We start from the raw sequence: 25,314 nt of genomic DNA on the forward strand, positions 1-25,314 counted from the left end.
TTTGCCGTGTTTTCCTGAGTTGACCACCTGTCAACAAGAGCGGGTGGCTGCGGCCATTGCTGAAATCCTCTCAGAAAAAACCTGCCCGTAGCACTCAGTTATGTCTGCCTTATGGTCATTTCGATTCAAACTAGAACACTGCACCCACGCCCACAGTCATTTTAAATAAGAATGAAACGAAATGAAACATTTCCATCCCATTGCTTCCCAACTCCCCTCTCCCTCTGGGAAGAGGACTGGGGGTGATCTCGGAAGCGGTATGGAGCGCTTGGGGATTGTCTCAATCCAGCTTGAAAGGACTACAAATGGCCAAAAAACGAAGTCTCCAGACCCGTCCTCCCAGTGCGGCGGAAGGAAGCCAGCAGGGTGTCAATTCTGGGACTCGACCGGCTGCGGCGGCTGCCATTTCAGCACCAAGGTAGAAAGTTGCGGCAGGCAGAGCTCGAGGGAGTAGGGCAAGTTGTGGTAGGCCCAGTCGTCTGTCCACTTGCCCCCCAAATTGCCTACCCCGCTGCCCCAAAACTCCACAGCATCGCTGTTGAGCAGCTCTCGATAAAAACCTCGTTCCGGTACCCCAATGCGGTAATTGGGCCAGACCACCGGCGTGAAGTTACAAACCACCACCACCCACTCACTGGGATCCTCCCCATAGCGGATGAAGGAAACGATGCCGCGATGATCGCTGCAGTCGATCCAGCGGAACCCCTCCGGTTTGGTGTCTTGGGTATACAGGGCAGGCTCAGAGCGCAACAGGTGATTCAGGCTGGCCACGTAGTGGCGCAACTTGGCGTGGGGTTCATACTGCAGCAGCTCCCAGTCCAGATCTGCCCAAACATTCCACTCATTCCACTGGCCAAACTCCATGCTCATGAACAAGGTTTTCTTGCCAGGGTGGGTGAACATGTAGCCATACAAAGCCCGCAGACTGGCGAACTTATGCCAATGATCCCCCGGCATTTTGCCCAACATGTGGCTCTTGCCATGCACCACCTCATCATGAGAAAAGGCCAGCATGTAATTTTCGCTGAAGGCATACATGAGGCTGAAGGTGACCAAATGGGGATGGAACTGGCGGAACCAGGGATCCATGTGGAAATAATCCAACATGTCGTGCATCCAACCCATGTTCCACTTCAAGTTGAAGCCCAGCCCACCCACATGGGTTGGCCAAGTTACCATCGGCCAAGCAGTAGATTCTTCGGCAATGGAAAGCGCACCGGGGTTGTATTTGAAAATGAGGGTATTGAGCTGCCGGAAAAAGTCGATGGCTTCGAGGTGTTCCCGCCCGCCGTAGGGATTGGGGATCCACTCTTTGCGGTCATAATCCAGATAAAGCATCGAGGCCACCGCGTCCACCCGGATCCCATCGATGTGGTATTTCTCGAACCAAAAAAGGGCATTGGCCACCAGATAATTGCGCACCTCGTTGCGGCCATAATTAAAGACCAAAGTGCCCCAACCTTTGTGCTCGCCTTTGCGAGGGTCGGCGTACTCGTACAGGTGAGTACCGTCGAAAAAAGCCAGCCCATGCCCATCTTTGGGGAAATGCCCGGGCACCCAATCGACAATCACGCCGATCCCGGCTTGGTGAGCCCGATCGACAAAATACATAAAGTCTTGCGGGGATCCATAGCGGGATGTTACGGCATAGTAGCCAATCACTTGATAGCCCCAAGAGCCATCGAAGGGGTGTTCTGCCACCGGCAACAGCTCGATGTGGGTAAAGCCCAGCTCCTTCACATAGGGGATCAATTTGTCCGCCAGCTCGCGGTAGGTGAGGAAGCGAGTGTTGGGCTTTTGGTCCACCAGCACACTTTGCCCTTCGGCAGGTGGATCTTCAGCCGAGGCGTGCATCCAGGATCCCAGATGCACCTCATAAACCGAAATCGGCGAGCGCAGGGGATCGGTGGCGGCGCGTTTTTCCAGCCAGGCTTGGTCGTGCCAGGTGTAGGTGTTGAGGTCGGCTACGATGGAGCCGGTTTTGGGGCGCACCTCCTGTTGAAAGCCATAGGGATCCGATTTTTCGTAGATATCCCCCCAGGAAGTTTTCACCTCGTACTTGTAGATGGCGCCTGGCCCTATGCCGGGGATGAACACCGCCCAGATGCCGCTTTCGCCCAGCCGCTTCATCTGGTGTTGACGCCCGTCCCAGTGGTTAAAATCGCCGATAACGCTGACGTTGCGGGCGTTGGGAGCCCAGACGGCGAAATGCACCCCCTTCACCCCATCCACCGTGATGAGATGGGCGCCCAGCTTGTCGTAAATGCGGTGGTGATTCCCCTCGTTGAACAAGTAGCGATCCAGCTCGCCAATGTGGTTGACCTTCTCCAAGGGAAAGCGGTAGGGATCCTCCCATTCTTCCAAGTGTTCCCCTTGGGGATCCCAGACCCGTTGGGCCCGCAAAAAATAGTCCGGCAGAGGGGTTCCCGGCTCAAAGCGCAGCTCGAATAGCGTTTCCGGGTGCAGCGGCTGCATCGGGTAAGCCTGTCCAGTGGCGCGTTCCACCAGCCAAACCTGCCGAGCATTGGGCACAAGGGCGCGCACCAACCCAAAGGATTTCCCGGCCTCTTCTATCTGCTGGGGGCCCAAAACGGCATAGGGATCCTGCCATTGGTTGGAAACAAACTGACCCACTTGTTCAGCAGACAGGAGAAAGCCCATCGGGAACCCTCAGTAAATGACCATTCTAGTCTAGCGGTGGCTGACCCCCAGTTTGCGCTGTCAGCTCCAGGCCCGCCTCCAGGCAAAGAATCCCTGCAAGAAGTTCTGCAGGCGGGGGTTGGTGGCCAATTGTTGCCTGCGGTGCTGCAGGGCCGCCTTGGCATTCACCTCCGAGCGGGTGGGGTAGATGTGGATCCCGGTCAGGGCAGAGACGGGCAGCCGCCGGCTCATGGCCAAAACCACTTCATGAATCAGCTCTCCCGCCTGGGATCCCACCAGGTGCGCCCCCAAAATCTGGCCGTTGCGCCGACAGATCAATTTGGCAAAGCCCAGGGGGGCGGCTTCTGCCTGGGCCCGATCCACATCGGCAAACTCCTGTTTGAGCACCACCACATCCTTGCCGTATTGCTGCCGGGCTTCGCTTTCGGTGAGGCCCACACGGGCCAGCTCCGGCTCGGTGAAGATGGCCCAAGGAATGACACGATAACGCGCTTGGCTGAGGGGGAAAAACAGGGCATTGACCAGGGCCACTGCCCCTTCGTAGGCCGCCACATGGGTAAATTGCGGCCCGCCGATGACATCCCCACAGGCGTAGATGCGGGGATTGCGGGTTTGCAGCTTGGCATTCACCTGGATCCCTTGGGGGGTGTACTGCACGCCGGCGGCTTCTAGACCCAGCCCTTCCACGTTCGGGATCCGACCGGCGGCCACCAAAATCTCTTCTGCACGGATCACTTGATCACCTGCAGCGGCGGTGCCTGCCCCGGAATTGGCCTTTAGGGAAAGCAGCTTTGCCCCTTGCTCTTGGCCAACTGCTGTGGCGCGTACCCGGGTGAGGATGCGGATCCCATCTTGGGTCAACTGTTGCTGCACCACCTGGGCGGCTTCGGGATCCTCCTTGGGCAAGATGCGCTCGCGGCTGGCAATGAGGGTCACCTCGGATCCCAGACGGGCCAGAGCTTGGCTCAACTCGCAGCCTACCGGCCCCGCCCCTATCACCGCCACCGATTTGGGCAAGCGGGTCAAGTCAAAGATCGATTCGTTGGTCAGATAGCCCGCCTCGGCCAAGCCCGGCAAGGGGGGAACCCAAGGACGGGATCCGGTGGCGATGACAAAAGCCCGCGCCTGTACCTGCCGTCCTGCCACCTCAAAGGTGCGCCCATCCACAAAGTGGCCCTTGGCAAACACCAGTTCCACCCCCAGTTGGCGGAAGCGATCTGGCGAATCGGCGTGGTTGGCGATGTAGCTCTGGGCAGAGCGAATGTGTTCGTACACCTTGAGGTAATCCACCGAGATCCCTGCTGGGCCAGGGAGAGTTACCCAACCGGCAGCCATGGCCTGGCGAATCCGATGGACGGTATGGGCCACGTGAAGAAGGGCTTTGCTGGGCACACAGCCATACCAGAGGCAATCTCCGCCCAGGCGGTCGCTTCCTTCCACCAGCAGCACCTTGGCCTTCAGTTGGGCCGCAGCGCTGGCCACCACCAAACCCGCTGCACCGGCGCCAATGACCACAATATCGTAGGAGACAGGCATGGCTTTTTTTAAACTTTTAAACAGGAGAATCGGGCAAGGGATCCCAGGAATCGGCAAAAGATAGCACCATCCTATGTCTTGAGTGGGCCGGGGGCAGGATGGGAGAAGGGGATCCCTTTCCACACCCTTTCTGCATGGGAGAAGAACTTGTTAGAGTGGGACGGATGGATCCCTTGCAAGCTGGGTTGATCCGTCTGTTCTACTTTTCAGGGTTTGGGGACTTATGACTATCCTGCTGCCGAGCGAACCTATCCTGGCCGTGAGCATCTTCGGCATGGGCCTGCCAGAGCTGGCCGTGATTGGGGTGATCGCGGTGGTCGTGTTTGGCCCCAAGAAGCTACCGGAGTTGGGCAGCGCCTTTGGCAAAGCGTTGCGGAGTTTCAAACAAGAGATGAACAACCCCAGCAGCGATGACGAGCCTGCCGGCACGGAAAAGGTGGAGAAGGTGGTGGAGAAGGATGCCGCCTGAGGGTCGCGGAGAGGGGTGGGATCCCAACTTCTGCCAGGGACGTGCTGCCGCAACTGGGGATCTTGTCGAGAGGGGGGATCCAAGCCGGCTTCGATCAGAAGTAAAGTCAGCTCGCAAGGGAGCCAGATCCAGGGCTAGTGTATAGTTCTGGAAAGTTTCCCGGACCGGCGCTACCGGCTGAGCCAGGATCAGCCCGGATAGGCCCATCGGATGCCCCAGAGGTGGTATGGCTGAGCTGACCGATTTCGAGTTGATGCGCCAGATCCAACTGCGGGATCGCCGCAGCCACTTTTTGCTCAAGGATCGCTATCAGAAGCGCCTGCTGGATATTGCCTTGGCCATTCTCAAGCAACCTCACCAGGCGGAAGAGGTGGTGCGGCAGGTGTTCGAGTTCTGCTGGAAACACGCCAATGCCTTTGACCTGCAGCGGGATCGCTCAGTGGCTCTGTGGCTCTACGAGTTGACAGCCTTTCAGGCTAGGGAACGGCTGCGGCGTTGGGCTTGGCTACCTGCCCCCCTCTCCATTCAAACTTCGGCTCCCCTGTGGCCGCAACGTCTTCTCTGGGGCAGCCTGGCAGTGCTGGGGATCTACGCGGTAGACATAACAGCGGCCTACTGGCGGCTGCGCTGGCAGTGGGGATCCCCCATCGAGGGAGAGTCGGTGGCAGTTCAACGGCTCTACCAAGAGTGGCAACGACAACCGCAGGTGCAGCGAACCCTGCTGCGGGATCCCAGCTTCAGCACTCCCCTGTTGGTGCAAGCCCTCTGGTCGCCCCATGCCAAGCAGGTGCTGCTATTGGCCTCGGAGATGGCTCCCGCCCCCCCAGGGAGCACCTATCAACTGTGGCTGGAGTCGGATGTCCAGGGAGGGGGACGACTGCTGGAAAACGCCGGCACTTTTGCCGTCAACGGGGAAGGATCCCTGCAGTGGCTCAGTCAACCCATCCATTCTGAGCAGCCGACCCGCCTTCTCGTCACCCTTGAACCGGCAGGAGGAAGCGAATCCCCCACAGGCCCGCCTCTGCTGCAGAGCAGTTTCTGGATCCCTGCTGCCCAGCCCTGATCAAGAGAGATGGGGGGATGGCTGGGGAGTTTGTCCCCCGCTCTTGCGCCGCTTAGCATGGGATCCCCGCAAGCGCACCTTGAGACGGTAGCGAACAGTTTCATGCACAACTTTGTAGGAAGCATCCACACCGTGGGTTTCCCGCAGCCATTCGCGGATGTCGCTGTAGGTACGGAATCGGCCAGGCTGATGCAGCTCCTGCTTGAGGATTTCCAAAACCGGCTTGGGGATGAGGGGTTTGCGCCCTTGGTTGCGGGGCACCGTCAACATGCCCTCTAGCCCCTTGGCCTTGTAGCGTTGAAACCATCGAAAAATCGTTGAGATGTCCCGCCCCAGAATTTCAGCCAAGCCTGTCATCGTCTTGACTTTCCCAATCTTGAGCAGGTAGAGAGCTTGAACCCGCTCCTTCCCGGTCGGTGTAGACTGCTTGCTTAGTAGGGATTTGAGCTCTTCAGCCGATTCCCGAATGTCGAGCTTGAGGACTCCAGCCATGTTGGGGCGTCGCAGAACAGCGTTGAATTCGTTGCCTGGCGGAGAGTCTACCACAGTAACTTGGGGTTTTGGAAGTTGTTCGTGAAGTTTGCCTGGGCATTGCTTGACATTTACAGAATCTCGAACTGAAAAATCTCTAACAGGCTACCCTCGTCGCTTTTCAGGATAGGCGGGCAAGGGATCCCCTCTAGGGCGGCAGGCCGTGGCTGTAGGAGTGGCTGTAGGATCAGAGGGCAAGCTTGCCGACGCTGCACTATGGTTCTTCGCAAGTATCTTGCAGGAGAGGGGCTGCGTTGGTTTCGCCTGGCCCTGCAGTTGCAAGGATCAGTTGTGCCGGCAGTGCTGCCCCGCGCCTTTATCTGCGGCTTGGCCGGGGTGCTGGTTTCGATTCTGTATAAGCTGGGGCTGCCCCTGGCGCTGTCGTCGTTGGTGGCGTTTGTGCCCAACATCGTTTTGGGTTTGATGCTGGTGTTTCGGACAAACACCGCCTACGAACGGTTCTGGGAGGGGCGGAAAGCCTGGGGATCCGTGGTGAATGACGTGCGCAATTTGGCCCGCCTGATTTGGGTAGCCATTGAAGAAAAGCAACCCGGCGACCGGGAAGAGAAGATCCAAACTCTATATCTATTGCCCGCTTTTGCCATGGCCATGAAACAGCACTTGCGCCAGGAACCTCTGCTGGATGAGATTCAGCCCCTCCTCAGCCCGGAGCAGTTGCAACGTCTCCAAAGCCTCAACCATCCCCCTTTGCAGATTGCCTTTTGGATCGGAGATTACTTACAGCGACAATACCAAAAGGGCCGCGTTGAGGTCTACCAGCTCACGATCATGGTGGAGCGGCTCAACAGCATGGTGGATGCGCTGGGGGCTTGCGAGCGCATTCTCATGACCCCAATGCCCATGGCTTATGCCCTGCACTTGAAGCAGTTGTTATTGCTCTACTGTTTATCTTTGCCGTTTCAGATGGTGGAAGGTTTGGGTTGGATGACCGGCCCCATTGTGGGATGGCTGAGCTTTATGTTGTTTGGCGTTGAAGAGATCGGCATCGAAATTGAAAATCCCTTTGGCCGGGATCCCAATGATCTGCCCCTCGATAACATTTGCAACAAGATGAAGCACAATATTGCGGATTTGATCAATTCCACTTAGGGAACTCTCGCCGTTCTGGATGGCAGGGCAGCTGCCCATTTCAGATCCTCAGCCGGCACCTACCCCTAGTGGAGATAGCCGGGGCGAACCCGATGATTGAGAGGAAGGGATCCCTATATCTTGGGTAGGGAACAAGATGGGTTTGCTAAACTGTGGACAATTTGCCGAGGTGCTCTGGGGATGGCCTGCTCAACCTGCACATTTTTACACCTGGCCGATGTGCATCTGGGCTATGACCGCTACGACAGCCCGGAGCGGAGCAAGGACTTCTTTTTGGCTTTTCGGGATGTTGTCCGGCGCTATGCCATTCAGGATCCGGTGGACTTTGTGCTCATCGCCGGAGATCTGTTCGAGCATCGGCAGATTCAGCCCGGCGTTCTCAACCAAGCCCAGATCGTCTTGCGGGAGCTGCAGCAGGCCGGGATTCCGGTGTTGGCCATCGAGGGCAACCACGACAACCGTCCCTATGGCGTGAAAACCAGTTGGCTGAGGTACTTGGCCGATCACGGGGAGTTGATCCTGCTGGAGCCGGAAGCAGGGGAAGAGGGCCTGGAGTTGCGTCCCTGGGCGGGTGGGCGGGGAGGGTATCTGGATTTGCCCTGTGGGGTGCGGGTGATCGGATCCCAGTGGTACGGATCGGCAGCTCCCAGGTCGATTGAGCAGTTGGCGGCGGCCATTCGACGGTTGCCCCCCGGCCCAGAACGGGTGGTGTTGATGTTCCACCACGGTCTAGAAGGCCAAATTGCCCGTTACCAAGGCGCTTTGCGCTACCGGGATCTGTTGCCCTTGCGGGAGGCAGGAGTGGGCTACCTGGCCTTGGGACACATTCACAAAAGCTATTCCGAGGGGGGGTGGATCTTCAACCCGGGATCCCTGGAGGCCAACAGCACTGCCGAATGGGACTTCCAACGGGGGGCCTATCGCGTCCGCTGGGGAGATGGCCCACCCCAAGCGGAGTTGGTGCAGGATTACCATCAGCGGCCCCGCCGCCGGCTCTATCTGGAGGCCAAGGGCAGAGAAACCCCCGAACAGATTGCCGCAGCAGCCATTGCCTTGGCTAAGGGATCCCGTTTTCAGGAAAGTGAGATGGAGCCGATGGTGGAGTTGCGGCTGGTGGGACAGGTGGGGTTCGCCAAGCATGAGCTGGATAGCCGCGCCCTACAGTGTCAAATTCAGCAGCTTACCGGCGCCTTGCTGGTTCTGTTTCGTTTTGAGGCCAATACTTTAGAGCTCGGGTCGGCTGCCCTTTCCTTGGAAGAAGAGGGGCAGAGGCTACAAATCGAAGAGAAAATCTACAGGGATCTGCTGAGCAGCCATGCCCACTACCGCAAACGCAGTGAAGAGCTAGCGCGGCTGCTTCTGGATCTTAAAGAAAAGGTTTTGGATGGGCAAGGAGAATCTGAAGTGTATGCTCACCTAAGGGGAGCTTTTGATGCTCCGCATCGCTGTCGCGAATGGGGAGCAGAAGACTGATTATGCGGATCCTCTCTCTCGCTTTACAAAACTTCAAATCTCATGAGGATGCCGTCTTCACGTTTGAGCCAGGTATTAACGCCATTTGCGGAGAAAACGGAGCGGGCAAGACCAGCATTTTGGAAGCCATTGCCTGGGTTTTGTTCGACTACTGCCCCTACAGCCAAGAAGAAATCATTCGCTCCGGGGCCAACGACGCAGTGGTGACTGTGCAATTTATCTCCCAATGGGATCAGCGCACCTACGATGTTCGCCGCAGCGTAACGCAGGGATATCGTCTCTTTGATCCCCAGCTGAAGCAGCGCCTAGAGTATGAGCGCAAGTCCGATGTGCTGCCGTGGCTGAGGCAACATTTGGGCGTACCTGCCGGTACCGACCTGGCGCGGCTCTTTGCCACAACGATTGGGGTGCCCCAAGGGACTTTCACGGCAGACTTTCTCAAAACCGGTCGAGATCGCAAAGAAGTTTTCGATCGCATCTTAAAGGTGGAAGAGTACCAGCAGGTAGCCAAAGACCTGTTGGCGGTCGAAAAATACAGCGAGGCGCAGATTCAGGCCATTAATCATCAAATTGAATTGCTCCGCCAACAGCTACAGGAGTGGGATCCGCTGCAAGCGGAGCGGCAGAAAATCCAACAAGAACTGAGTTATTGGCAAGAGCGCTTGAGTCAATCGATCCACACTCTGGATCAGGTTAAGCTTGAGATCGAGCGACTGGAGAAATGGCTTGAGCAAATCCAAACTTTAGATCACCAGATTGCCCAACTGGAGCAAAAGGGATCCCTGCTTCAGGTATCTCTTGAGCAGGCAGAAAAGTTATGGGCAGAGGCCAGGCAAGCTCAAGCGCAGCAACAGCAATACTGGGAGGGATCTCAGCATTTTTTGGCCACAGAAGCTCGCTTGCGGGAGCTGGAAAAACAGCAACAGCAACGCTTGGAGTGGCTGAAACAGCGGGATGCTTTGCTCTCGCAAAAGCAGCATATCGAAAACCAATTGGCAAGACTTCAAGAAAAGTTAAGCCAACAGCAGCGCTGGAAGCAGGAGCTAGAGGAGCTAACCCCGCAAATTCAGGCCCAAGAGGAGCTAGAGCGTCAGCAGACCTATTGGACTCAACAGCTCAACACGTTGCTACACCTGCACCGCGAATGGGAACAGATCCAGGCAGAATGGACAGCCCACGCCGAGCGCTGTCAACTGCTACAAAGCCGAGTGCAAGAAGCTGAACAGGCCCAGGCCACATGTCGGCAGCATCAATTGACCTACAACCGTTATTTGCAGTTGGAAACCCTCATTGCAGAGCAGGAAGCGCTGCGGCGAACCCGACAAACTTTACTGGCTCAACGGGAAACTTTGCAACATCAACTGCATCGATTGGAGCTGCAGGGATCCGAATATCAGCAACAACTCCAGATCTTCCAAAAAATGGAGGCGGAAAAACTTGAGCTGCAACCCCTGTGTGAACGGCAGGCCTCCCTGGAGCAGCGCCACTCCCAACTTGGCGAGAAGTTGGCTTCCTTTCAGGCTCTGCGCCTTGAACTCAAACAACGGGAAACGGAGCAGGAACAAGGCCAAGTCCAATTGCAACAACTGCAGCTCCAACTGAGACAACGGCAGGCGGATTTGGAGCGGGTAGCCGCCATTCCTGCGCTCGAAACTCAACAGGAGCGATTGCAAACTCAGCTCAGCCGCATTGCCGCAGCTCGTCAATTTCAACAGGAGCTACAAGCCCTTTTTGAGCAGGGCTCGGATCAATTGGCTCAACACCATCACAGCATCCGGCAACTTCTGGACGAATTGGAAGCGCAGCGACACAACTATCCCCAACTTCAATCTCTGTGGCAGCGGATCCCAGAGGTACTCACTCGATCTTCAGCACTCAGCCAACAGTTGCTCCAGTCCATCCATCAGATTTTGCAGGATCTGGCTCCCCAAACTTCCGAGCCCCAACTTCGTCAGCAGTTGTCCAACATCCAAAAACAACTCAGGACTTTGCAACCCTTGCTCGGCCTAACCGCACAAATACCCGATTTACAAGCCCAAATTCAGCAACTGCTGCAGTTGCAAGCCGAACGACAAAGCAGAATTGATGACCTTCACTGGGATCTTGAGGCTGAGCCCACCTTCCTTCGGCAACAACAGGAAATTGGCCAGGCGCTGCAAGAACTGGGGGATCCCAGAGGGCAAATCCAGCGCTTGGAAAGAGATCTCAGCCGCAAGTCTAGGGTTGAGCAAGAATATCAACAAATAGCGGCCCATGTTCAGCAACTCCAACAGCAGATACAAGCCCTAGAAGAGCAGCTGCAACCGCTTTCAGATCTGGATGAAAGAATTGCAGCTTTGCGGGAAGAACAAGGCCGGCACCGCAACAACTACGAGACCTTTATCCGCATGCAGCCTCTTGCCCAAAGTTTGCCCCGACGGCAAGATGAACTCCAAGCGGCCCAGTTGGCCCTAGATCAAATCCAGAAAGCCAAGCAAGAAAAACAAGCCCAGATCGACCGCTGGGAACAAACAGAGGGATCCAAAGATGACCTGCAAGCCCAAATTGAAAAAGCCGCCAAAACCTTAAAATCTCTGGGGGATCCCAGAAGTCAAGCCGAACGGCTCAAAGCAGAGCTAAAACAGGAAAAGCAGTATTTACAAATGCAGGCCGACTGCCTGCAGCAGCTTCAGGATTTACAGGCCGCACTCAACCCTATCGAGGAGGCCCTATGCCAAACGGAGCATCTGGATCGAGAGCTGGGATCCCTGCAGGAAGAACGCGAACGATACCGTTTAGATCACGAGCGCTATCTGCAGGCAGAACCCATTGCCCAATTGCTTCCCCAGCGGGAACAGGAACTGGCCGAGCTAAACGCCCAGCGGCAGCAACTGCAAACTCAGCTTTCCCAACTTCGCGCAGCACGGGATCCCTTAGCTGCTCTGTATCGACCGCAGGAGCATGAGCATCTTCGATCCCTTCTGCAGGCCACCGAAATTCAAAAAGCTGAAGCCCAAGCCCGACTGGAGAGCTTAGCTCCTCAACTGAGCAAAATTGAGGAAAAGTTGCGGCAATTGGAACAGGCCAAGGCCAGCTTAAAGCAAGTCGAGGCCGAAAAAACTGAGAGAGAACGCCTACACCGCTTTATCAAATTCAGCCGAGAGACCTACAGAAAAGCCGGCCCCCAAGTTACCCAATACTACCTGCAGCAGATTAACCATACCGCCGATCACCTCTTCCGAGAAATTCTCAACCGTCCCAACGTCACCCTGACCTGGGAAGCCGATTATGAGATCCGCGTTCAAGAAGCCGGCAGCCCTAAACGGCGGTTTGCCAGCCTTTCCGGGGGAGAGCAAATGTCGGCGGCCTTGGCAGTGCGCTTGGCTTTACTCAAGGTGTTGGGACAACTAAATATTGCCTTTTTCGATGAGCCCACCACCAATATGGATACCCAACGGCGACAGCGGCTGGCAGAGGCTATTACCAACCTGCGATCTTTTGAGCAGCTGTTTGTCATCAGCCACGACGATACCTTTGAGCAAATGACAGAAAATGTTATTCGGGTGGAAAGGCACTCCGGATCCAAGTCGGTAGGGAGGGATCCCGCCTATGGTGTTTAGAGCCGACCGGATCCTGGCAGTGTTGCAGCAAAAGCGGGAGGCCTTTGCCACTTTTGATCAAAGGCTGTCGGAGCGCAGAGAATACTATAAGCAGGCCATGGAAAGCTTGTGCCAGTGGTCAAGCCTAGAGATTGCCGAAAAAATAGCTCCATTCCCTTTCCCAGGCGCTTTACCTACTGCAGAGTGGGATCGCTACTCCAATTGGAGGATCCCTTTTGAGCAGGAATGGGCCAATTACGAAGAAAGCCGCGATTGGGCGAAGTCGGTCATTGAAAATATTCCTACCTTTGCCGTAGATGGATCCCAGATTTATCCCAGCAAAGATCTGTCAATACCGGTGGCGCTGGTGCAAATTGGCTGGTATGAAAACCATCATTGTGCAACAGGCTTGTACGAAAAAGACATTCAAGTGGATGTATTGACTCCAAGGGACCTGGGATCCGACAGCAGCGGCGAACCGAAAGAGCGAATGGTTAACATGCGCCGCTTTCAAATGGAAATCGAGAGACTTGTAGAATACATTCAAAAATCTCAACCGGGATCCCGAAAATTGGCCTTTTTGGACGGGGCGCTGGTGGCTACTTTTGCCGAAGTCTTTGAGCCAGAAAGCCAAGACTTTTATGTGCAGTGTTTGCTCCAGCTTCTGCGGGCCAGCGAGCAAAGCCGGATCCCTATCGTGGCCTACATAGACACCACCTACACTTCCGATTTGGTGGCGTTGCTGAAGCATTGTTTTGACCTACCCGAAGCTCCACAGCTTCACGATGCGCAACTGCTCAGCCCCTGGTTGGAGTGGGGGGATCGCACACCTTTTTTCATCTGTGCCCGCGGCGGCAGCCTCAACCCCCAAGATGGGATCCTCAATCGCTACCAAGAAATGCGAGAGCGAGTGGGATTTGTTTACCTGCGCACCAGTGACAACTTTCCGGCTCGCCTGGAAATACCCGTTTGGGTTTATGAGGCAGGACTGTTGGACTGGTTGGTGGATCTGGTTCGCTGTGAGGTGGTGATTGGGCGAGGTTATCCTTATGTGCTGGAGACAGCCGATCAAATAGCCGTTATCCGCAATGAGGATCGCAACCTTTTCTTGCGTCTCATGCAAGATTGGGCCGCTCGCGAAAAGCTGAACCTAAGGCTATCCCGGAAAACAGTAAGTAAATTACAGCGGAGACGAGTTCGATGAGATTGGGAAAGGTAGTTCGCTCCAACAATCACTGTGATTATGTGGTGCAGGTGGACGATGCTTTAGAAGTCAAAAATCCGCCGGCTCCTGATGACTATGGCTTCGGCAGCTTTGTCAAGCTAGAAAGCGACCGGCGACACTGGGCTGTAGGTCTGGTTTACAATACCCAACTCCTGAATCCGATGTTCCTCAATTCTGGGCCGCGCCTTTCCAGCCAGCCGGATCCCTATTTTTCCCCCGATCTGCAGAATGAGGTGCGCACGCTACTCTCGGTGGTCTTAATCGGGGCCTTGGATGAAGAGCGCCGCTGTGGCCGGCAAGGGATCCCACGCGTGGTGGTGCCTGTAAACACGCCGGTTTTTCGCATGAGCCGGGAAGAGATCCTGCGCTTTCACCAGGATCCCCAAGGTCAAACCCAATTTTCCTACTATGGTTTGCTGCTGAGTAGCGGCGGCAACTTTGCCAATCATTTGATCTACCAAGTCTTGAACGACATTACGCCGATGTTTGCCGATCCAGCTCAACGGCGAGCTCTGCAAATCTTAAGCAAAGAATTGGCCTGGAAAATGACTGTAGGAGCGATGCGCTAATGCCCCAAAAAATCACCGATAATGGCCACCATCCAGAAGCCACCCTCTCTCCAACTGAGGACTCTCCAGAGGTAATTGGCACCGTCAAAGGGCCTGGAGAAACCTCCAACCAATATGTTTTCATCACTTCCAATACCCAAGCGGTAAAGGTGGGCGATTTCGTCTATTACGAAGTCCAGGATCCCCAATCGCAAACGCTGCAAATCTTGGGTAAAATTAGCCAAGTTCAGCTCCTGGATCACATCCCCGATCGCATCTTTGCCGATACCGAAATCGATCCCAGCACCATTGTGGCTCTGGTGGGCTTCACCCATCCCAATCCGGAAATCTATGCGGTTACCGTCGAGGTCATCGGCTATTTCAATCAGAAGATGGGCTTTATTAACCCCCGCCGCGCTCCGGATCCCGGTGCCAAGGTTTTTCTGGCCTCCAATCGTCTGCTGAAATCAATTTTGAACAAACGAGATGAAACAGCCATTGGGGGTGCTCACTTGGGCAGCCTGTTGTTGCGCGATGAGGGAGCAGTGCCCGTAGTACTGGACGTCAAGGAAATGGTCAGCACCCATCTGGCCATTTTGGCGGGGACAGGATCCGGCAAATCTTATACAGCAGGGGTTTTGATTGAAGAGCTGCTTTTGCCCAAAAACCGAGCTGCCGTCCTCATTTTCGATCCCCACGGGGAATACCATACGCTGGCGGAGATGCAGTCCCACCCCAAGTTTTTTGGGGAAGACGGCTACCGTCCTAAAGTCAAGGTTCTTTCACCACAGGAAATTAAGATTCGTGTATCTTCTCTTAACTTCTTTGATATTCTGACCCTGCTGCCGGAAACCAGCGATCGGCAAAAATCTTTTCTGGAAAAAGCCTTCCGCAGAACAACTCAATTTAACCCACTCCGCTGGACGATTCAGGATTTAATCGATGCCGTAAACGAGGCTGATTCCGCAGAGGATGGATCCCAAGGATCCTCAGCCGCCGCTTTGGAGTGGAAATTAGAACAGATCGACCGTTCTCCCTATTTCGACAATTTGCAACACCTAGCTCCCAAAGACTTGTTTGAGCCGGGGCAGGTAACCATCCTGCAAATGCATGAGATCAGCCAAGAAGAACAGCAGGTGATCGCTGCTGCCATCTTGCGCCAGGCCAACTATGCTCGGATCAATACCCACAAAGGCAAGATCCAGCCGGGGGACGAAAATTACTTGCCTTATCCCGTCTTTATTTTGCTGGAAGAGGCCCATCGGTTTGCCCCTGCCCACGAGCCTTCCCGTTGCAAACAGGTGCTGCGCACCATCCTCAGCGAAGGACGCAAGTTTGGACTGGGAGTAGGGCTGATCACGCAACGCCCTGGCAAGTTGGACTCGGATATTCTGTCTCAATGCATGAGCCAATTTTTGATGCGAATTGTCAACCCTGCCGATCAGGAAAATTTGCGCCACAGTGTCGAGGCTGCCGGACGGGATCTGTTACAGGAATTGCCCGCCTTGAGCAAAGGTCAGGTGATCATCTCCGGGGTGTGCGTCAATACCCCTGTACTGTGCAAAGTGCGGCAGCGCTACACGCAGCATGGCGGCGAAACGTTGGATATTCTTGGCCTCTGGCAAAGGCATTCCCAAGAGCACCACCAACGGGATCGCTTGGCTCAGTCAGCCCCTCTCAAACCGCGTCCTCAACCTCAAGTGGTGGATGGACTCAGCATTGATTAGCAATGGCCCAAAACTCCAACTGTGGCCTGATCTCAATCGCTGAATCTGCCAAATCTACAATCCGAAACCACTGCTTGATTGCAATACAATTCATTTCACAGAAACAAGTTTTGGGGCGAGCAGGATGAGGAAACAAGCCCTTTTGCCAAGCTTCCTGGGCATTGCCGTTGCGGTTCTGCTGGGATCCGGGCCTGCCTATGCTCAGTTGCGGCTGATCCCCGAAGCGGCGCGGCGGGTGTACGAGGCATTGCCGGATCTGCCGCTGGAAAACACCTACACCCCTATTAACCCCAACGATGGCGGCCCCGCACCTGAAGAGGATACTTTGGTGCGGCGAATGATGATCTATCACCTGCAGGTGGCCGGTCGCTCCCCCACCGACCGCTTTGACTGGCAACTGACGCTGGCAGACTATTTCGATGCCAACGAGCCAATCATCGCCCAACGGTATCCCGGTGCCGACCGCCTCACGGTCAACCCCTACGCCCAAGACAAGGCAGCTGTGCAAGCCCTGAACCGGCAACAGCGACAGGCCCTGCTGGAAGCCCTTGTGCTGGCCTTCGGTGGGGATCCCGACCCCAAACCCCTCTACATTCCCGCCGACTTGAATCCTGTCCCCGCCCTACCCACCCCAGAACCCATGCAACCTTTGCTGCTCCCTGGTAGCGGAGGGGCTGAGCTGCTCAGGCCCTAGCCGAGGTTTCCCGCTAACTCAAGGCTTGCCCGGTGTAGTTCTCAATGCAGCGCAGGAACAGCTCTACCCCAATGCCAAGGGCAGCCTCATCGAAGTCGAAGCGGGGGTGGTGGTGAGGGTAGTTCAGGCCCCTTTCGGGGTTGGCGGATCCCAGGAAAAAGTAGCAGCCAGGCACCTCATTCAGGAAAAACGAGACATCCTCTCCGCCCATGGTCATCTCTGGGATGATCCTCGCCTCTGGGCCAAACACCTCGCGGGCAGACTGTTCCACCAGAGCTGCCATAGCAGGATCGTTTTGAACCGCCGGATAGCCCCGTTCGTACTGAAACTCGTAGGTGGCCCCGTAGGCTTGGCAAATGCCGGCAACGATTTCTTCCATACGTTTTGAGATCAAATCCCGCACTTCCGGCTGAAAGCTGCGCACGGTGCCCCAAATCTCAGCTCTAGGGGCAATGACGTTAAAGGTATCGCCAGCCCGGAAGCGGCCCACCGTCACCACCGCCGGCTGCAGCGGATCCACACTGCGGGAGACGATGGTCTGCAAAGCATTGACAATGTGGGATCCCACCACAATGGCATCCACTGTTTGTTGGGGAAGGGCAGCATGTCCGCCTCGCCCGATCACCTGAATCTGAAAGCGGTCGGCAAAGGCCATCGAGGGGCCACTTTTCACGCCAATAGTGCCCAGAGGGCGATTATTCCACAGGTGTAGGCCGAGGATGGCTTCCACATCCGGGTTTTTCAGAACCCCCGCCTCCAGCATGGGCTTGGCTCCGCCGGGGCCTTCTTCGGCAGGTTGAAAAATGACCTTGACCGTGCCCTTGAGGTGTTGACGGTGCTGTTGCAGCAGCTTGGCGGTGCCCATAGCAATGGCCGTATGGCCGTCGTGGCCACAGGCGTGCATGACGTTGGGGATGGCGGAGCGGTACTCGACTTCATTGGCCTCATGAATGGGCAGGGCATCCATATCGGCCCGCAGCGCCAAAACCGGCCCCGGCTGCTCTCCCTCAATGGTGGCCACGATGCCGGTGTGGGCAATGCCGGTCTGGTGCGGGATCCCCCAGCTTTTCAGGCGCTGGCTGATGTAGGCGGCGGTTTGCTTCTCCTGGAAGCCCAGCTCAGGATACTTGTGGATGTGGCGGCGCCAGGTCACCAACTCGGGTTGTAAAGCTCGAACAGCAGGGCGAAGTGCGGGAAAGGACATGACCTGAAAAACAAAAAAACAAAAATGTCTTGGAAAACCTTCACCGATGGCCAGTGTTGGTTGCATGCAGTTGCCTGTCGATTTTGCCCAGTATGGCATTGCTGAGGCTGCTTTCCGCTCGGCGTCGAGGTGGACATCTAGGCCCACAGGGATCCGGTTTCCGGCGGCAGATCCTGCCAACGGCCCGGCCCCACTGCTCGCAAAGCTTCCTGCAAGGAGATCGCCCCTGAGTAGAGGGCCTTGCCCAAAATGGCCCCTGTCAAACGGGGCAAGCTCAACAAAGCCAGCAAATCGGTCAGCGAGCCGATCCCTCCCGAAGCAATTACAGGCACTTGAGAGACGGCTAGGATCTGGCGCAGCTGTTCTAAATTGGGCCCGGCCAGGGTGCCATCCCGGCTAATGTCGGTATAGATGATCCCGGCAGCTCCTTGGGCTTGCACCCGTTGCACTAGCTCAGGAGCCCGCAGGGGAGTGGTGCTCAGCCAGCCGCGGGTGGCCACCTGCCCTTGCCGAGCGTCGATCCCCACCCAAACCCGACCGGGCAAGGCTTGGGTCATCGCCTCCAGGGTGTCAGGATCCTCCACGGCCAGGGTGCCAACGATCACCCGATCCACCCCCAAATCCAACAACTGCCGCGCCCGTTCCAGGGATCGGATCCCACCTCCCACCTGAATCGGGATGGCCAGTTGGCGCACCAGGCGCTCGATGGTAGGCAGGTTAATCGGATCCCCGCTTTTGGCCCCGTCCAAATCCACCACATGCAGGCGAGGAGCACCCTGTGCCGCCCAAGCTTCGGCCTGTTGGATCGGGTCGTCGGCTACCTGTTCTGCCTGGGCGTAATCCCCCTGGTAAAGGCGCACGGCGCGGCCCTGCAAAAGGTCGATGGCGGGGATCACCTCTAAGAAGGCGCTGGTGTAAGGCATGATTGGGATCCCTTAGGGGCTTCTCCAGTATCGCCCAGGGGGGAGAATGGGAAAACCTTTTGGGGCGACCATGAACGCACGTCAACTGGCCCTCTTGGCCTTGCAGAAGATCGAGCGGCAAAACGCCTATGCTGACGTGGTGCTAGAGCACCTGTTGGCCCACAGCCACCTGATCCCTGCCGACTGCCGCCTGGTCAGCGAGCTGGTGTACGGCGTTACCCGCCGTCGTCGCACCCTCGACGCCCTAATCGACTGCTTTGCCCAACGTCCTGCCCACAAGCAACCGCCCGATTTGCGGCTCATTCTGCACCTTGGCCTCTACCAGCTGGCTTTTTTGGATCACATCCCCCCCAGCGCTGCCATCCACACCAGCGTGGAATTGGCCCGCCAGATGGGGCTGGGATCCCTGACAGGGGTGGTGAACGGCATCTTGCGCGCCTACCAGCGGCAAGTGTTGGATCAGCCAGAGAAGGATCCCCTCAAGCCCCTCGAGGACACTCTGCCAGCCGACCCAATTCAGGCTTTGGGGATCCGGCACAGCTTTCCCGACTGGTTGGTGAGCCTATGGTGGGAGCGCCTGGGGCCGGTGGAAACGGAGCAGTTGTGTGCTTGGTTTAATCAGCCACCCCACCTGGATTTGCGGGTCAACCCACTGCGGGCAGATGTGAATAAAGTCATTCAAGCCTTGGCAGCAGCCGGGATCCCTGCCCTCCCCATCTCCGAGGTGCCGGGTGCCTTGCGACTTCAGGATCATGCTGGCGACATCACGGCCCTGCCCGGCTTTGCCCAGGGTTGGTGGAGCGTTCAAGATGCCAGTGCCCAGCAGGTGGTGCATTGCCTGGATCCCCAGCCAGGGGAGCGGGTGATCGACTGCTGCGCTGCTCCGGGCGGCAAGACCACCCAAATAGCCCAACACATGCAGGATCGGGGGGAAATCTGGGCTTTGGATCGCCACCCCCACCGTCTGCGGCGCCTGGAGGAAAATAGGCAGCGCCTGGGCTTGAGCTCAATCCGTCCCCTGGCCATCGACCTGTTATCCCTGAGCGCTGCCGCCGATCGCGTCAGCGGGACGGAGTCCTTACCCCCTGCCCCCTTGCCCCCCTGGCAGAGTGCTGACCGCGTACTGCTGGATGCCCCCTGCTCCGGCCTAGGCACCTTGCACCGCCATGCTGACGCTCGCTGGCGGCAGACTCCAGAGCGGATCCCTGAATTGGCCCACCTGCAAGCTCAGCTTCTGCAGGTGGCAGCCCGTTGGCTTAAGCCGGGCGGGGTGTTGGTGTACGCTACCTGCACGCTGCACCCTGCCGAAAACGAGGAGATCATTCAAGCCTTTCTCGACAGCCACCCCAATTGGGCTGCTGAAGGGGATCCCCTGCTCATTTGGCCCCACCGACAGGATCGGGATGGATTTTTTATCCAACGGCTGCGCCGCTCCGGTTACTAACTCCCCTCTCCCTCTGGGAGAGGGGCTGGGGGTGAGGGCAGCAACGCCGAAGACTTGGGGAGTACCTTAACCATTGCCACATGGCTTCTGAGCTGCTGACCAGTCCGAAAAACCCCTGGATCCGCAAGTTGCGGCAGTTGCACCGCAGCAAAGGCCGGCGGGAACAGGGCGCCTTTTTGGTAGAGGGATCCCACCTCATCGAAGAAGCCCTGCGAGTTGGCTGGCCCCTGCAGGCTCTCTGCTACACGCTTGAGTGGGCTGAGCGTTACCCACAATTGCTGGCCAATCTGCCCAAGGGCCTACGGCGGCAACCCGTCAGCCCAGAAGTCATGGCGGCACTCTGTACCACCGAGTCTCCCGAAGGAGCCGTGGCCGTGGCCGTCAGTCGGCAGATTTCCTCTCCCCCCCTGTCCAAGTTACGTTTGGGCCTTGTGGTGGAAACGCTGCAAGATCCAGGCAATTTGGGATCCCTAATCCGAGTCGTGGCCGCCGCAGGAGCCGACGGCCTTTGGCTAAGCGCAGACAGCGTCGATCCCGAAAACCCCAAAGTCTTGCGGGCCTCTGCCGGCCAGTGGTTTCGCCGTCCGCCCCAAGTCGTGCCCGACCTAGCCGCCTGGATCCAGAGCTGCCGTTGCCACGGGATCCAAGTCTTGGCTGCTACCCTCTCCCCCACAGCAAACTGCTACTGGGATCAAGATCTCACCCGCCCTACCCTTTTTCTCCTGGGCAACGAAGGGGCTGGCCTGAGGGAAGCGACTATCCAACAGGCCGATGCCCAGGTGCGGATCCCGATGGCCGAGGGTGTCGAATCTCTGAACGTCGCTATGACGGGGGGGTTGTTGCTCTACGAGGCCCTGCGCCAGCGGCGATCTCGCTCAGGAAGCGCTCCCTGAACAGCTAGCTGCTCCCTCAAAACTCTTCCTCTACAAAGACCGCATCCTCATTCTCTTCCTGCTCTCCCTCCTCCATCGCTGCCGGCCGGCTGGCGGAAACCGTCACCCCCGCAGAAAGTTTCTCCCGCACAGCCGCTTCCACCTCCGCTAGGAGCTCTGGGTTTTCCTTCAAGTAGACAACCAGATTGTCCCTTCCTTGGGCAACATTTTCCTCCTTGTAGCTGTACCAAGAGCCGCGCCGCTTGAGAATGCCCATCTCATCTGCCAGATCGATGATGCAGCCGATGTTGGAGATCCCTTGGCCGAAAATGATGTCAAATTCTGCCCGCCGGAAAGGGGGGGCAACTTTGTTTTTCACCACCTTGACCCGCGCTCGGATCCCGTATTCTTCCGCACCTTTTTTCAGGGTTTGAACGCGGCGAATATCCAGCCGCACCGACGCATAAAACTTAAGGGCATTGCCGCCGGTGGTGGTCTCCTGGGGGCCATAGCCTATGCCGCCAATTTTGGAGCGCAATTGGTTTAAGAAAAGAACGATGGATCCGGTTTTGCTGACATTTCCGGCAATCTTGCGCAGCGCTTGGCTCATCAGGCGGGCCTGCAATCCCACATGGGCGTCTCCCATATCCCCCTCGATCTCGGCACGGGGCACCAACGCTGCCACCGAATCCACCACCACAATATCCACAGCCGCAGAGCGCACCAACTGATCGACGATCTCCAGGGCGGCCTCCCCCGTGTCCGGCTGGGAGATCAACAGGTTTTGAATATCAACCCCCAAAGCTGCTGCGTAAGTGGGATCCAGCGCATGTTCCGCATCCACAAAAGCTGCCGTTCCCCCTTGTTTTTGCACTTCGGCGATGGCATGTAGGGCAATTGAAGTTTTCCCAGAAGATTCCGGCCCAAAGACTTCGATAATCCGCCCTTTTGGGTAACCTCCGCCCAAGGCCAAGTCGAGGGTGATGGCCCCACTGGGTATGGTCTCCACCCGCATCTGGGTGGCATCTCCCAGGCGCATGATTGCCCCTTTGCCGAAATTCCGCTCGATCTGGCTTAACACCTGCTCCAGGGCTTTGCGTTTTTCTGACTTCAATTTGTCCGAGTCATCAGCAGTGTTCACAGCAGCGGCTTTCCGGGCCATAACCCGCATCCCCCCCAGGAGTCGTGGTGGAAAATCGAGCCTGCATTCTAACATTGTCGCCTTGCTCTGAGCGGATCCCTCTCCCTCCAACTGCAGTCAGCTCGTACCTTGCCTCGGTTCCTAACTCCCCTCTTCCTCTGGGAGAGGGGCTGGGGGTGAGGGCAGGTCTTCTGCATAGCCTTGCAGAGCGGGTAGAGTGGGCTAAAGGGATCTGCTCAGGAATGTCCCCACGGTCATGACTTTGGTCTTACAATCCCCCGGCCCGGTTGTGTTTAGTTGGGGGCCGCTCAGCCTGCGCTGGTATGGCTTATTGATCGGCCTGGCAATGGTGTTGGGCTTGCTCCTGGCTCGCCATCTGGCAGCTCGGCGTGGCCTTCCCCCCAGTTCCATGCCTGATCTGCTGGTGTGGTTGGTGGTTGGATCCCTGCCCCTTGCTCGCCTGTACTATGTGGCCTTTGAGTGGGAACGCTATCGAGATGGCCCTTGGTGGCAGGTCTTGGCCCTCTGGCAGGGGGGCATTGCCATTCACGGTGCCTTGATCGGCGGCAGTGCGGCGCTTTACCTGTTCGCCCGGCGGCACCGGCTGAGTTTTTGGTTGCTAGCCGATTGCCTTGTTCCCTCCCTCAGCCTTGGTCAGGGGATCGGACGTTGGGGCAACTTCTTCAACAACGAAGCCTACGGAAAGGTGTTGCCTCCGGATAGCCCTCTGTGGGTACAACTGCAGCTGCCTGATGGATCGCGCGTCCATCCCACTTTTTTGTACGAATCCCTCTGGAACTTTGGTCTCTTCGGGCTCCTGCTCTTTTTAAGCTACCGGCGCCAGCTTCCCCCCGGCACCCTCTTGGGCCTCTACCTGGTGGGGTACAGCCTGGGGCGCTTCTGGATCGAAGGCCTGCGCACCGATAGCCTCATGCTGGGATCCCTGCGGGTGGCGCAGGGGGTGAGCCTGTTGCTCATTGGAGCAGGCCTGGCCGCAATCTTGACAGCTCCCAAACGCGTTTCTGTTCACCCAAACGAGGCAACTTCCTCGCCTGGGATCCCCGCCCCAAAGGAGTTGTAAGCCATGGCCAGCGAACAGAATGAAGAGCTCTGGCAGCAAGCCTCCCCTCTGCTGCTGCCATCCGCCGCTGCTACCCAATCACTAGGGGCCCTCGTAGCTCAAGCCGCCCTTGGCTTCCTCGCCCCTTCAGGTCAACAAAAATCTCCCCCTCCCAGCCGCAGCCTCGGCTCCACTTCCGGCTTGGTCATTCTTCTCGAAGGTAATCTGGGCAGCGGCAAAACCACCTTTGTGCAGGGACTAGGGCAGGGCTTGGGGATCCCTGAACCCATCGACAGCCCCACCTTCGTGCTGGTGCAGGAATACCACACCGGACGGATGCCTCTTTTCCATTGCGATCTCTACCGCCTAGAGACCTCTTCTGCCGCTCGCGCCGGTGGGAAAGAATCCACACTCCTAGAAGACCTAGGGCTAGAAGAACTTTGGAGCCAAGGTGGGATCACCGCTATTGAGTGGCCCCAGTACCTCCGCCATCTGCCTGCGACCTACCTCTGGCTGCGCCTACAGCCCCATCCCCAGCAGGAAGGAGCCCGCCTCCTGTACGCCAAAGGAAAGGGATCCCAGACTGGCCACCTTTGGCAGCAAGTTCTTTCTCAATTCACTCAGCAAAACCTCGAAGAAGGGATCCACTTCTCCTCCTGAAAGTACTTGAAAGCAGAAGAAAAAGTTGAGATCCCAAAAGACTTATGGTCATTTCGATTCCAACTAGGACACTGCACCCGCGCCTAAAACGTTGAATGTACGGAGCCAGAAGGCTCTTCTCAGCAGTTCAGTCGCTTCACCCCAGCCTAAAACGACTATAAGCTCAAGGCAAACAGCCAGAATTCAGCCAAAAGTCATCCTCAGGCCAAATCAAACAGCAGCACCTCAGCCCCTTCTTCACTGAAAAGGTTGAGCTCGCTTTCCCTAGCAATAGCCACGCCATCTCCTTCTCGCAAAAACAAGCCATCCAGGGTCACATCGCCCCGAGCTATCTGCAGCCATCCGTAGCGCTTCTCATCCAAGTGTCGGTGAATGGTGCGTCCCGGCTCAATCAACCCCGCATAGAGATTCACATCCTGATGCACAATCACGGATCCCTGGCGCCCATCTCGAGAGGCAACTAAACAAAACTCATTGGGATGCTCTGTCAAACCCGTCGCTTTTTGTTCATAGCTGGGCTCCAGGTTTTCCTGCTCCGGCAAAATCCAAATTTGCAGCAGATGAACCTCCTCATCTGCCGAGTGGTTGTACTCGCTGTGCCAGATCCCTGTGCCTGCCGTCATCCGTTGAATTTCACCAGGACGAATCACAGATCCCGTGCCCAAGCTGTCTTTATGCTCAAGGATCCCTTCCAAAACATAGGTAACGATCTCCATGTCCCGGTGCCCATGGGTCGGAAAGCCAGCACTCGGGCTGATTCGGTCATCGTTAATCACCCGCAAAGCCCGGAAGCCCATGTAGCGAGGGTCGTAGTACTCTCCAAAAGAAAATGAGTGGTAAGTATCAAGCCAACTGAGCTTGACATGACCCCTCTCTTCCCGCTTGCGCAAAGTCAGCATCACAGTTTCTCCGAAACCTGACCCTCGCAACCATCTTATTAACTCTGCAGTCAGAATGTCAATATTCAAACAGTTTTATTTCTTCTTTTCCCTGCTATTCTCGCCAAAAACTTGCCAAAAATTTTGGGTTGGATATCTTGACGGGGTGGTGGGGGTGGGGATAGGGTAGTAAAGCGCCACAAGGCCACCCAGCCCCGGCGCCCCAGAACCTTGACAAGTAACTCGTTCAGTCAACCATCGCCAAGCAGCACAGCAGGCTCCCTGAGTCGGCTGGTGGCTGCATATTCAACCCTGTCAAGTTTCCATTTTTCCAGAGACAAGCTCTTGAATTGACACGGAGAGTTTGATCCTGGCTCAGGATGAACGCTGGCGGTATGCTTAACACATGCAAGTCGCACGGGCACCTTCGGGTGTTAGTGGCGGACGGGTGAGTAACACGTAGGAATCTACCCTCAGGCGGGGGATAACAGCTGGAAACGGCTGCTAATACCCCATA

General features: G+C 56.8%; 20 protein-coding genes and 1 rRNA gene. 14 read left to right on the plus strand and 7 right to left on the minus strand.

Annotated elements, in window-relative coordinates:
- Positions 1-369: 369 nt before the first annotated feature.
- Complete coding sequence (gene glgB, locus ACVWZJ_RS12260) at positions 370-2,661, minus strand: 1,4-alpha-glucan branching protein GlgB (RefSeq protein WP_011433566.1); 2,292 nt, start codon at positions 2,659-2,661, stop codon at positions 370-372.
- A 60-nt stretch (positions 2,662-2,721) separates the two neighbouring features.
- Positions 2,722-4,197: a dihydrolipoyl dehydrogenase family protein gene (locus ACVWZJ_RS12265; RefSeq protein ID WP_041437425.1), complete on the minus strand. Its 1,476-nt coding sequence runs from the start codon at positions 4,195-4,197 to the stop codon at positions 2,722-2,724.
- Between the two features lie 223 nt (positions 4,198-4,420).
- Here ACVWZJ_RS12265 and tatA point away from each other — a divergent pair, with 223 nt between their 5' ends.
- The gene (gene tatA / locus ACVWZJ_RS12270; RefSeq protein WP_011433563.1) at positions 4,421-4,666 is read left to right on the plus strand and encodes a twin-arginine translocase TatA/TatE family subunit; all 246 of its coding nucleotides are present in this window, start codon (positions 4,421-4,423) and stop codon (positions 4,664-4,666) included.
- A 226-nt stretch (positions 4,667-4,892) separates the two neighbouring features.
- On the plus strand, positions 4,893-5,729 hold the full coding sequence (locus tag ACVWZJ_RS12275; protein ID WP_011433562.1) for an anti-sigma factor domain-containing protein: 837 nt from the start codon (positions 4,893-4,895) through the stop codon (positions 5,727-5,729).
- Here the strand turns inward: ACVWZJ_RS12275 and ACVWZJ_RS12280 are convergent, their stop codons facing one another.
- Positions 5,730-6,221, minus strand: coding sequence for a helix-turn-helix domain-containing protein (locus ACVWZJ_RS12280; RefSeq protein ID WP_011433561.1), 492 nt, complete (start codon positions 6,219-6,221; stop codon positions 5,730-5,732).
- A 255-nt stretch (positions 6,222-6,476) separates the two neighbouring features.
- Here ACVWZJ_RS12280 and ACVWZJ_RS12285 point away from each other — a divergent pair, with 255 nt between their 5' ends.
- From ACVWZJ_RS12285 to ACVWZJ_RS12315, 7 genes are all read left to right on the plus strand, one after another.
- Positions 6,477-7,370, plus strand: coding sequence for a bestrophin family protein (locus ACVWZJ_RS12285; protein ID WP_011433560.1), 894 nt, complete (start codon positions 6,477-6,479; stop codon positions 7,368-7,370).
- A 180-nt stretch (positions 7,371-7,550) separates the two neighbouring features.
- A complete protein-coding gene (locus ACVWZJ_RS12290; RefSeq protein WP_011433559.1) occupies positions 7,551-8,843 on the plus strand; it encodes a metallophosphoesterase family protein in 1,293 nt (430 codons plus the stop codon).
- A gap of 2 nt (positions 8,844-8,845) precedes the next feature.
- Positions 8,846-12,442, plus strand: a complete 3,597-nt coding sequence (locus tag ACVWZJ_RS12295) for an AAA family ATPase (protein WP_148202745.1) — start codon at positions 8,846-8,848, stop codon at positions 12,440-12,442.
- The gene (locus tag ACVWZJ_RS12300) at positions 12,432-13,625 is read left to right on the plus strand and encodes a DNA double-strand break repair nuclease NurA (protein ID WP_011433557.1); all 1,194 of its coding nucleotides are present in this window, start codon (positions 12,432-12,434) and stop codon (positions 13,623-13,625) included. The genes ACVWZJ_RS12295 and ACVWZJ_RS12300 overlap by 11 nt, the downstream gene beginning before the upstream one ends.
- Positions 13,622-14,215 (plus strand): hypothetical protein, encoded by a 594-nt coding sequence (locus ACVWZJ_RS12305; protein WP_011433556.1) that lies wholly within the window; start codon positions 13,622-13,624, stop codon positions 14,213-14,215. Before ACVWZJ_RS12300 ends, ACVWZJ_RS12305 begins: the two co-directional genes overlap by 4 nt.
- Complete coding sequence (locus ACVWZJ_RS12310; RefSeq protein WP_011433555.1) at positions 14,215-15,921, plus strand: ATP-binding protein; 1,707 nt, start codon at positions 14,215-14,217, stop codon at positions 15,919-15,921. Before ACVWZJ_RS12305 ends, ACVWZJ_RS12310 begins: the two co-directional genes overlap by 1 nt.
- A 124-nt stretch (positions 15,922-16,045) precedes the next feature.
- Positions 16,046-16,615: a hypothetical protein gene (locus ACVWZJ_RS12315; protein ID WP_011433554.1), complete on the plus strand. Its 570-nt coding sequence runs from the start codon at positions 16,046-16,048 to the stop codon at positions 16,613-16,615.
- A gap of 13 nt (positions 16,616-16,628) precedes the next feature.
- On the opposite strand, the gene ACVWZJ_RS12320 is transcribed toward ACVWZJ_RS12315, so the two are convergent.
- Both ACVWZJ_RS12320 and hisA read right to left on the minus strand, forming a co-directional pair.
- Positions 16,629-17,819 carry a M20 metallopeptidase family protein gene (locus ACVWZJ_RS12320; RefSeq protein ID WP_457396238.1) on the minus strand — a complete coding sequence of 397 codons (1,191 nt, stop codon included), beginning with the start codon at positions 17,817-17,819 and terminating at the stop codon, positions 16,629-16,631.
- A gap of 137 nt (positions 17,820-17,956) precedes the next feature.
- Positions 17,957-18,742 carry a 1-(5-phosphoribosyl)-5-[(5-phosphoribosylamino)methylideneamino]imidazole-4-carboxamide isomerase gene (gene hisA / locus ACVWZJ_RS12325; RefSeq protein WP_457396239.1) on the minus strand — a complete coding sequence of 262 codons (786 nt, stop codon included), beginning with the start codon at positions 18,740-18,742 and terminating at the stop codon, positions 17,957-17,959.
- A gap of 70 nt (positions 18,743-18,812) precedes the next feature.
- On the opposite strand from hisA, the gene ACVWZJ_RS12330 reads away from it, so the two are divergent.
- Together ACVWZJ_RS12330 and ACVWZJ_RS12335 are read left to right on the plus strand one after the other, a co-directional pair.
- Complete coding sequence (locus ACVWZJ_RS12330; RefSeq protein WP_457396241.1) at positions 18,813-20,186, plus strand: 16S rRNA (cytosine(967)-C(5))-methyltransferase; 1,374 nt, start codon at positions 18,813-18,815, stop codon at positions 20,184-20,186.
- Between the two features lie 80 nt (positions 20,187-20,266).
- A complete protein-coding gene (locus tag ACVWZJ_RS12335) occupies positions 20,267-21,079 on the plus strand; it encodes a TrmH family RNA methyltransferase (RefSeq protein ID WP_457396242.1) in 813 nt (270 codons plus the stop codon).
- Positions 21,080-21,095: 16 nt separating this feature from the next.
- Here the strand turns inward: ACVWZJ_RS12335 and recA are convergent, their stop codons facing one another.
- Positions 21,096-22,220, minus strand: coding sequence for a recombinase RecA (gene recA / locus ACVWZJ_RS12340; RefSeq protein WP_414351429.1), 1,125 nt, complete (start codon positions 22,218-22,220; stop codon positions 21,096-21,098).
- A gap of 235 nt (positions 22,221-22,455) precedes the next feature.
- Between recA and lgt the strand changes: the two genes are divergently transcribed.
- Entirely contained in the window at positions 22,456-23,280 is an 825-nt protein-coding gene (gene lgt / locus ACVWZJ_RS12345; protein ID WP_011433548.1) for a prolipoprotein diacylglyceryl transferase, read from the plus strand.
- A gap of 3 nt (positions 23,281-23,283) precedes the next feature.
- Positions 23,284-23,919: a tRNA (adenosine(37)-N6)-threonylcarbamoyltransferase complex ATPase subunit type 1 TsaE gene (gene tsaE, locus ACVWZJ_RS12350; RefSeq protein WP_457396244.1), complete on the plus strand. Its 636-nt coding sequence runs from the start codon at positions 23,284-23,286 to the stop codon at positions 23,917-23,919.
- A 200-nt stretch (positions 23,920-24,119) separates the two neighbouring features.
- On the opposite strand, the gene ACVWZJ_RS12355 is transcribed toward tsaE, so the two are convergent.
- Positions 24,120-24,818, minus strand: coding sequence for a pirin family protein (locus tag ACVWZJ_RS12355; protein WP_414341852.1), 699 nt, complete (start codon positions 24,816-24,818; stop codon positions 24,120-24,122).
- Positions 24,819-25,149: 331 nt separating this feature from the next.
- On the opposite strand from ACVWZJ_RS12355, the gene ACVWZJ_RS12360 reads away from it, so the two are divergent.
- A 16S ribosomal RNA gene (locus ACVWZJ_RS12360) occupies positions 25,150-25,314 on the plus strand; the annotation flags it as partial.

The organism is Thermostichus sp. OS-CIW-29 (assembly GCF_054058195.1).